Source organism: Photobacterium alginatilyticum (assembly GCF_009910675.1).
GTDB classification, from domain to species: Bacteria; Pseudomonadota; Gammaproteobacteria; order Enterobacterales; family Vibrionaceae; genus Photobacterium; species Photobacterium alginatilyticum.
The window spans coordinates 46,404-54,799 of record NZ_RSEJ01000036.1 but is presented as its reverse complement, the minus strand read 5'-3'; the positions used below and the strand labels follow the sequence as shown (position 1 = coordinate 54,799).

General features: G+C 49.3%; 10 protein-coding genes. 1 reads left to right on the top strand and 9 read right to left on the bottom strand.

Features of this window, described 5'->3' with window-relative positions; translation table 11 throughout:
• From tuf to fkpA, 9 genes are all read right to left on the bottom strand, one after another.
• A partial coding sequence (tuf, locus tag EIZ48_RS25025; RefSeq protein ID WP_160657736.1) for an elongation factor Tu occupies nucleotides 1-982 on the bottom strand: 982 nt, incomplete at its 3' end.
• A 101-nt stretch (nucleotides 983-1,083) separates the two neighbouring features.
• Nucleotides 1,084-3,180, bottom strand: a complete 2,097-nt coding sequence (fusA, locus tag EIZ48_RS25020) for an elongation factor G (RefSeq protein ID WP_160657734.1) — start codon at nucleotides 3,178-3,180, stop codon at nucleotides 1,084-1,086.
• A gap of 78 nt (nucleotides 3,181-3,258) precedes the next feature.
• On the bottom strand, nucleotides 3,259-3,729 hold the full coding sequence (gene rpsG, locus EIZ48_RS25015) for a 30S ribosomal protein S7 (protein WP_047877869.1): 471 nt from the start codon (nucleotides 3,727-3,729) through the stop codon (nucleotides 3,259-3,261).
• 95 nt (nucleotides 3,730-3,824) lie between these two features.
• Nucleotides 3,825-4,199 (bottom strand): 30S ribosomal protein S12, encoded by a 375-nt coding sequence (gene rpsL / locus EIZ48_RS25010; protein ID WP_004399892.1) that lies wholly within the window; start codon nucleotides 4,197-4,199, stop codon nucleotides 3,825-3,827.
• Nucleotides 4,200-4,377: 178 nt separating this feature from the next.
• Nucleotides 4,378-4,671 (bottom strand): sulfurtransferase complex subunit TusB, encoded by a 294-nt coding sequence (gene tusB, locus EIZ48_RS25005; protein WP_160657732.1) that lies wholly within the window; start codon nucleotides 4,669-4,671, stop codon nucleotides 4,378-4,380.
• A gap of 7 nt (nucleotides 4,672-4,678) precedes the next feature.
• A complete protein-coding gene (tusC, locus tag EIZ48_RS25000; protein ID WP_160657729.1) occupies nucleotides 4,679-5,035 on the bottom strand; it encodes a sulfurtransferase complex subunit TusC in 357 nt (118 codons plus the stop codon).
• A 23-nt stretch (nucleotides 5,036-5,058) separates the two neighbouring features.
• Entirely contained in the window at nucleotides 5,059-5,451 is a 393-nt protein-coding gene (tusD, locus tag EIZ48_RS24995) for a sulfurtransferase complex subunit TusD (RefSeq protein ID WP_160657726.1), read from the bottom strand.
• A complete protein-coding gene (locus EIZ48_RS24990) occupies nucleotides 5,448-6,170 on the bottom strand; it encodes a PAS domain-containing protein (protein WP_160657748.1) in 723 nt (240 codons plus the stop codon). Before EIZ48_RS24990 ends, tusD begins: the two co-directional genes overlap by 4 nt.
• Before the next feature lie 237 nt (nucleotides 6,171-6,407).
• Nucleotides 6,408-7,211 carry an FKBP-type peptidyl-prolyl cis-trans isomerase gene (gene fkpA / locus EIZ48_RS24985; protein WP_160657724.1) on the bottom strand — a complete coding sequence of 268 codons (804 nt, stop codon included), beginning with the start codon at nucleotides 7,209-7,211 and terminating at the stop codon, nucleotides 6,408-6,410.
• Nucleotides 7,212-7,406: 195 nt separating this feature from the next.
• Here fkpA and EIZ48_RS24980 point away from each other — a divergent pair, with 195 nt between their 5' ends.
• Nucleotides 7,407-8,384, top strand: a complete 978-nt coding sequence (locus EIZ48_RS24980; protein WP_160657723.1) for a WD40 repeat domain-containing protein — start codon at nucleotides 7,407-7,409, stop codon at nucleotides 8,382-8,384.
• Nucleotides 8,385-8,396: the final 12 nt, after the last annotated feature.

Genomic DNA, 8,396 nt, shown 5'->3' with positions numbered 1-8,396 from the left:
GGTAGCCTTTGAAGAATGGCGTGTGACGGCCACCTTCGTCTTTAGACAGAACGTATACTTCTGACTCGAAAGTAGTGTGCGGAGTGATAGAACCTGGCTTAGCAAGAACCTGACCACGCTCAACTTCGTCACGCTTAGTACCACGTAGTAGAACACCAACGTTCTCACCAGCACGGCCTTCGTCAAGAAGCTTACGGAACATCTCAACACCAGTACAAGTAGTTAGCGTAGTTTCTTTGATACCTACGATAGCAACTTCGTCACCTACAGTGATGATACCTTGCTCAACACGACCAGTTACAACAGTACCACGGCCCTGGATTGAGAATACATCTTCGATAGGTAGGATGAACGGACGATCGATCGCACGCTCTGGCTCTGGGATGTAGTTGTCTAGTGCTTCAGCTAGCTCAACRATCTTGTCTTCCCACTCTTTCTCGCCGTTTAGCGCGCCAAGAGCAGAACCCATGATTACTGGGCAGTCGTCACCTGGGAATTCGTACTCAGATAGAAGTTCACGAACTTCCATTTCTACTAGCTCTAGYAGTTCTTCGTCATCAACCATGTCACACTTGTTCATGAACACGATGATGTATGGGATACCAACCTGRCGGCCTAGTAGGATGTGCTCACGAGTCTGAGGCATWGGGCCGTCAGTTGCAGCAACAACYAGGATACCACCGTCCATCTGCGCAGCACCAGTGATCATGTTTTTAACGTAATCGGCGTGTCCTGGGCAGTCTACGTGTGCGTAGTGACGASTTGGAGTATCGTACTCTACGTGAGAAGTAGAGATWGTGATACCACGCTCGCGCTCTTCTGGAGCGTTATCGATAGATGCGAAGTCTTTAGCTTCACCACCGTATACTTTTGAAAGAGTAGTACAGATAGCAGCAGTTAGAGTAGTTTTACCGTGGTCAACGTGGCCGATAGTACCAACGTTAACGTGCGGTTTCGTACGTTCAAATTTTTCTTTAGACACGATCGTGTTCCTTCCTAGTTAAGATACGCCCCCTACTAGGTCAGGGGGCGCGTCTGAAGTTTGTATTTTATGCGTCAACGACGATTGACGCAATAATCAAATTAAGAGCGTTCTGCAATAATTCGGTCTGCAACATTCTTCGGCACTTCAGCGTAGTCACTGAATTCCATAGAATAAGAAGCACGACCCTGAGTAGCAGAGCGAAGATCTGTTGCGTAACCGAACATCTCTGAAAGCGGTACCTGGGCACGGACAATCTTCAGGCCTGCTGGCCCTTCTTCCATACCTTCGATCATGCCGCGACGACGGTTAAGGTCACCGACAACATCACCCATCCAGTCTTCCGGAGTAGTTACTTCAACTTTCATCATTGGCTCAAGAATTACCGGATTTGCTTCTAGCGCACCTTTCCTGAATGCCATTGAACCTGCGATCTTAAACGCCATTTCACTCGAGTCAACATCATGGTAAGAGCCATCATACAGAGTCGCTTTGACGTCCAGTACCGGGTAACCGGCAAGTACACCATTGTTCATCTGCTCTTCGACACCCTTCGATACCGCACCGATAAATTCTTTCGGTACAACACCACCCACAATTTCGTCCACGAAGACGAAGCCTTCACCAGGCTCCGATGGTTCGATCTTAAGCCATACGTGACCAAACTGACCGCGGCCACCAGACTGACGTACGAACTTGCCTTCAACTTCCGTGCGACCACGGATGGTCTCACGGTATGCAACCTGAGGTTTACCCACGTTACATTCAACGCTGAATTCACGTTTCATACGATCAACGATGATATCCAGGTGAAGTTCACCCATGCCAGAGATTAGCGTCTGGCCAGACTCATCGTCGGTTTCTACGCGGAAAGACGGGTCCTCTGCCGCTAGTTTACCCAGCGCGATACCCATTTTTTCCTGGTCAGCTTGAGAACGCGGCTCTACCGCGATCTGAATTACTGGTTCCGGGAATTCCATGCGCTCAAGAATCACTTTATGATCCTGATCGCACAGCGTGTCACCAGTAGTTACGTTTTTGAGACCAATCGCCGCGGCGATATCACCGGCGCGGATTTCCTTGATCTCTTCACGTTTGTTCGCGTGCATCTGTACGATACGACCGAAACGTTCACGCTTCTCTTTAACAGAGTTGTAGACTGAATCACCAGAGTTCACAACACCCGAGTAAACGCGCATGAAAGTCAGGTTACCAACGAACGGGTCTGTTGCGATCTTGAACGCAAGCGCTGAGAATGGTTCGTCATCGCTTGAGTGACGCTCGATTTCGTTACCCAGCTCATCTTCACCACGGATAGCTTTAACTTCCGTAGGAGACGGCAGGAATTCGATAACCGCATCCAGTACTGCCTGAACACCTTTGTTCTTGAATGCAGAACCACAAGTTGCCAGAACAATTTCGTTGTTTAGTGTACGCTGACGTAGACCTGCCTTGATATCTTCTTCAGACAGCTCACCTTCTTCAAGGTACTTATCCATTAGCTCTTCAGATGCCTCGGCAGCTGATTCAACTAAGTTCATGCGCCATTCATCAGCAAGGTCTTGCATCTCTGCTGGAATGTCTTCATAGGTGAATGTTGTGCCTTGATCTTCTTCCGACCAGTTGATGGTCTTCATCTTGATCAGGTCAACCACACCTTTAAATTCTTCTTCAGCACCAATATTTAGCTGGATTGGCACTGGATTCGCACCAAGACGGTTCTTGATCTGGTCGACAACGCGTAGGAAGTCTGCACCAGCTCGGTCCATCTTGTTGACGAAAACCATACGCGGTACTTCGTACTTGTCAGCCTGACGCCATACGGTCTCAGACTGAGGTTCAACACCCGAAGAACCACAGAAAACTACAACTGCACCATCAAGTACACGCAGAGAACGTTCTACTTCAATGGTGAAGTCAACGTGTCCCGGGGTGTCAATGATGTTAACGCGGTGCTCAGGAAACTGAGCTTCCATACCACGCCAGAACGTAGTAGTAGCAGCAGAAGTGATAGTGATACCACGTTCCTGCTCCTGCTCCATCCAGTCCATGGTAGCAGCGCCGTCGTGAACCTCACCAATCTTGTGAGACAGGCCTGTATAAAACAGAATACGCTCGGTAGTTGTTGTTTTACCGGCGTCAACGTGAGCACAAATACCAATATTACGGTAGCGCTCGATAGGCGTTTTACGAGCCACGGCTGTATCCTCTTACTAAGGTTAACCTTAGAGTATGGTTTAGGCGCAGCAAGCCAGGCTTGCTGCGCCAAGTCGGTATTACCAGCGGTAATGTGCGAACGCTTTGTTCGCGTCTGCCATACGGTGAACGTCTTCACGTTTCTTAACAGCAGAACCTTTGTTGTCAGCCGCGTCTAGCATTTCTGCAGCAAGACGCTGAGCCATAGATTTTTCACCACGCTTGCGCGCAGCTTCAACCAACCAACGCATAGCTAGTGCGTTACGACGTACTGGACGTACTTCTACAGGCACCTGGTAAGTTGAACCACCAACACGGCGAGATTTAACCTCTACCGCAGGGCGTACATTTTCAAGAGCTTTTTCGAATACTGCTAGGTGTTCTTCACCTGACTTCTCAGCCATTGCATCAAGTGCAGTGTAAACAATTTTCTCAGCAGTAGATTTTTTACCGTCAACCATTAGGATGTTAACGAATTTTGCCAGCAGCTCAGATTTGAACTTTGGATCTGGAAGGATCTTACGCTGACCGATTACGCGACGACGTGGCATGGATATTCTCCGTTGTCTTCTTCAGGTTATCCAAAACTTTTCAGTTTCTTCAAAATTAAATAATTTTAGTGTTTGGCCTTACTTAACGGAATCCATTAAGACTTAGGACGCTTCACACCGTACTTAGAACGACCTTGTTTACGGTCATTAACGCCTGCACAGTCAAGTGCACCACGAACAGTGTGGTAACGAACACCCGGAAGGTCTTTAACACGACCACCGCGGATAAGAACAACTGAGTGCTCCTGAAGGTTGTGACCTTCACCGCCGATGTATGATGTTACTTCGAAACCGTTTGTTAGACGAACACGGCACACTTTACGTAGTGCTGAGTTTGGTTTCTTAGGAGTAGTAGTGTATACACGAGTACATACACCACGCTTTTGTGGACACGCTTCTAGCGCAGGCACGTTGCTTTTAACAACTTGCTTTGCACGTGGCTTGCGTACCAGCTGGTTAATAGTTGCCATTAAATAGCTCCTGAAATATTACTTTCGTAAATGTGAAAAATCCGCCTCCCAACAACAGGAGGACGCGAAATTTTAGGCATCGCACTAATGGGTGTCAAGATATATACAGCGATCAATCAGATGATCATTTCTTAAACAGTTGGAAAAAGCCAAATATCATGCAACGTCTTCGTTGACTTCAGCCCCATTTAAGCTGACTTTCATGCTGTTCGGTGAGCAAAACAAATCCTTTAAAATCAATAACATTCATACTGTTATCGACTTTATCGGCCAAGCCTCTTGCAGCGAGGTCGGCTTCCAGTAAATAAATTTTTACACCCGACTTTTTTATTGCCTCGCACCAGCTATTTTTTTCAATTCCGGCACTAACCGCGTCTTGTAATAGCAGAATTTCATCATCTGGGCGCAAATATTGAAGGCAACGTTGCAGATCTTGAGTCTGGAAGGGAGATGTTGAGATGGTGTGGAGCATAACGGCCTCAGAAACTTAGAATTCGCTGACACTGATGAAGTTTAGTCGTAATGTCCGCCTGATCGACTACATCGACGTTTATTACCAGCTCACTGTCTTCGATACAACGCTCGGACAGCGACTGGCGGCAAACATAAATATTCTCGACATCATAAAGGTTCAGCATCTTAAAAGTCGCAATATAGTCACGACACAATATTTGCCCTGGCTGCTGGTTGGCTAACAGCTGGAAGACACCGTCGCCGATAAAAAACAGACTGATATCTTCACTGTATGCCGACGTCGCCAAGACGGCATCCAGCCCTTCACGACCGCTGCTGCTGCCATGAGGCGCACTCTGAAATACAAAGCCTAGCGATTTCATAGGTTCTCTTGAATGGTAATGACTTAAAACTGAATAACCCGATCGGCTGTCAGCATTGCCTCGGCAAGGCCGCCGAGCCCGGCCTGCTCAAAACCCGGGGCCAGATTATGCCCCGGCAGGGTATTTTGCTGCGCCTCTTGTTCGCTGACGATCCCACGGCGCAGTGCTGCCGCTACGCAGGTCTGCAGTTCAACCTGATGCGCCTTTGCCAACTGCTGCCAGCCAGCAACCAGATCAAACTCATCCGATGCCGGTGCCGACAGGGATGAACCGTTATGGACACCGTCCTGATAGAAAAACACCCGCGACAGCCGATGCCCCTGTTCAATCAGGGCCTCGGCAAACTGAAAAGCCGAGCGGGCTGCCTGGGTACCATATGCCGGCCCGTCAACCACCAGCACATAATTCAGGCTCATTTTTCGCCGTCCTCAGTCTTGCGCTGGCGGATATACAGGTAAACCGTGTGCTTGGATATGTTCAGTCGCTCCGCCACACGGTTGATTGCATCTTTGATGTCGAAGATACCCTTGTCGTATAGCTCCATGACAATCTGGCGGTTCTTGGCATTGTTCGATACATTCTTGTCGGCATTGATCTCTTCAATCGTTCGCTCGACCGTCTGATCGACCAGCTCGTCGACGTCGCTGGCAAAGTTAACACTTGATGCGGCCTGCTTGGCTTCATCGGTCGGCATAAAGGATTGCAGGATCTGGGAGAAAGGCGCATCCAGATTGACGTTGATACAAAGCAGACCAATGATCCGATCCTCGCCATTGCGGATCGCTATGGTGATCGACTTCATCAGGTCGCCGCCCTTGGCACGGGTGAAATAAGCACGGGAGAAGTTACGCTCCGAGCCTTCAATATCGCGCAACATCCGCAATGCCAGATCGGTGATCGGCGAGCCGACCTTACGCCCGGTATTTTCACCATTGGCAATTTTGATCGCCGATGTGTTCAAATCAGCCAGTGAGTGCAACACAATCTCACAGAACGGTCCTATCAGCGCAGCCAGGCCATCTACCACGGCCTCGTAGGAGCGTAAGATGATATAATCATGTTCACTAAACGCGCGCGGCTCAATCAAATCACTCTCGATCATGACTTCAGAGCCAAAGTTATCTGTAGATACCACTGTCATATCTTCCTTGCTCAAACCATTTTATTTAGTTTCACCGTCATCGAAGATCGTGAAAATAAATAGAACGGATAAAATTTCAAATCTTGCTTGCAAGTTTATCAGAATTTTGACAGTAGCCTGAACTTTTATCTGGATATTCAACTAGCAGTATAAAGCAAAAAACCCGGCAGAGGCCGGGTTTTGTCTACTGAATATTCGCTTTAGGCATATTAAGCCTTAGCAAACAATTGCTTACTGTGTTACTTCTGCCGCAGGTTTTTCAGCCTTGACGATATCAAGCAGTTCAACTTCAAACACCAAGGTTGAGTTTGCAGGAATGCTCGGGTTAGCCTGAGAGCCATATGCCAGCTCTGGCGGAATAACAAACTTGAACTTAGAACCAACCTGCATCAGTTGCACCCCTTCAGTCCAGCCTGGGATCACCTGGTTCAGCGGGAATGTCGCTGGCTGGTTGCGTTTATAAGAGCTGTCGAACTCGGTGCCGTCAGTCAGGGTTCCCTTATAGTGAACCTTAACAGTATCGGTGGCTGCCGGCTTGTCACCCTCGCCCTGTGTTTCTACCTGATAAAGCAGACCAGAGTCTGTCTTCATCACGCCTTCCAGCTTTTCAAACTCGGAACGGTACTCTTCACCGGCCTTAATATTCTTCTCGGATTCTGCCTGCGCTTTTGCTGCCACGATTTCAGACACACGCTTGTCCAGGTCCTGAAGCGCCTGCTGCGTTTCTTCCGGTGTCATGCGGCTCTTGCCTGCAAATACATCGCTAACACCAGCCAGTACGTGCTCGCGGTCCAGCTCCAGACCCAGCTCTTTTTGCTGGTCCAGGTTTGCCGACAAATATTGCGCCAGTGATGCGCCGATCGCATAGGCGGCTTTCTCGTCCTCGGAAGCAAATGCTGCCGGCGCTGCCTCAGATGCTACCTGCTCTACCTTTGCAGGTTCTGCAGGTTTTGCTTCAGCCGCTTTTTCATCTTGGCAGCCTACAGCAAGTAGGATCGTAGCAGCCAAAACAGACATCTTTAGAACAGGTTTCATGTATTTCTCCATCAATCGATGAGGGAATGCCTCATTTTTATAATCGGCTTTTCACCATTGCTGTGAAAAGCGCGCTATATCAATATACTAATACCAACCGTATTAAGTCACTGCCTAACTATCATTTTTAATCAGTGACTTAATACGCTTAGCCACATTTTATCTCTTAGCAAAACAAACCGGAACCAGACCTTAATGCATAAAAAAATACAAGCCTTTAGCATTATTTTGGCACTGATTACCCTGACTGGCTGCTTTTTTTCGGGCTCAGAGGTCAAGCGCTGGTCTATTGCTCCCGAAGGTGCCACCAGCTTTAGCCTCAGCCGAGACGGCCGCTTTGCCATTCTGCACTCAACGGAACAAGGTATCGTGCTATGGGATTTACAGCAAAACAAAAAGTTAGCCGACTTTGGTTCTCAAGACCCACATCACAATACCGTTCTGACCAGCCGCATTTCCGACAACAACCGCTACGCCATTACCGCCACGGCGCAAAATTTTGCGGTGTGGGACTTGGCATGGGGGCGCTCAGACGGGCTTTGGTCCATATCGGACGGGATCATCCGCGATGTCGATATTGCCAGCAACGGCCAGCATATTCTGCTGGGACTCTCTAACGGCAAGGCACTGTACATCGACTTGGGCAGCGGACGGCGGCTAGAGTTCCTTGCCCATCGAGAAAAAGTGAATTCTGTAGCCCTGTCAGCCAACGGACAGTTTGCCCTGTCGGGCGGCAATGACTATTACGCTTACCTGTGGGATACCCGCAACGGCCAAATCATCTATCAGTTCGAGCATACTTCGCGGATCAGCCGGGTCGCCCTTCAGCGGGACGGTAAACTGGCACTCACCGCCGATGGCGGCAACGATGTGTTTATCTGGGATCTCAGCAGCGGCGAGAAACAGGCCGAGCTGGCTGTTCGCCTGCGTCAGCAAAACTTGTCCAGCGCCCGGTTCTCGGATGACGGCACCCAGCTCGCAACAGGCACCCCGGCCAGGCGCATCGAACTGTGGGACAGCAAGACAGGCGACAACCTCGGCCGCTGGGAAGCGGCAGCGCAACAAGATACTCGACCACCGGCGGCAGTGGTGTATGATGTGGCCATTACCCCTGACGGACGGGTTATATCCGGCACATCCGCCGGTATTGCCCAGGCCTGGACCACAGATTAACCGCGGACACAT

Bases quoted from the DNA above. Each gene is read 5' to 3' on its own strand.
- rpsG (WP_047877869.1), bottom strand. From the start codon at position 3,729: ATGCCACGTCGTCGCGTAATCGGTCAGCGTAAGATCCTTCCAGATCCA.
- rpsL (WP_004399892.1), bottom strand. From the start codon at position 4,199: ATGGCAACTATTAACCAGCTGGTACGCAAGCCACGTGCAAAGCAAGTT.
- tusB (WP_160657732.1), bottom strand. From the start codon at position 4,671: ATGCTCCACACCATCTCAACATCTCCCTTCCAGACTCAAGATCTGCAA.
- tusC (WP_160657729.1), bottom strand. From the start codon at position 5,035: ATGAAATCGCTAGGCTTTGTATTTCAGAGTGCGCCTCATGGCAGCAGC.
- tusD (WP_160657726.1), bottom strand. From the start codon at position 5,451: ATGAGCCTGAATTATGTGCTGGTGGTTGACGGGCCGGCATATGGTACC.
- fkpA (WP_160657724.1), bottom strand. From the start codon at position 7,211: ATGAAACCTGTTCTAAAGATGTCTGTTTTGGCTGCTACGATCCTACTT.
- EIZ48_RS24980 (WP_160657723.1), top strand. From the start codon at position 7,407: ATGCATAAAAAAATACAAGCCTTTAGCATTATTTTGGCACTGATTACC.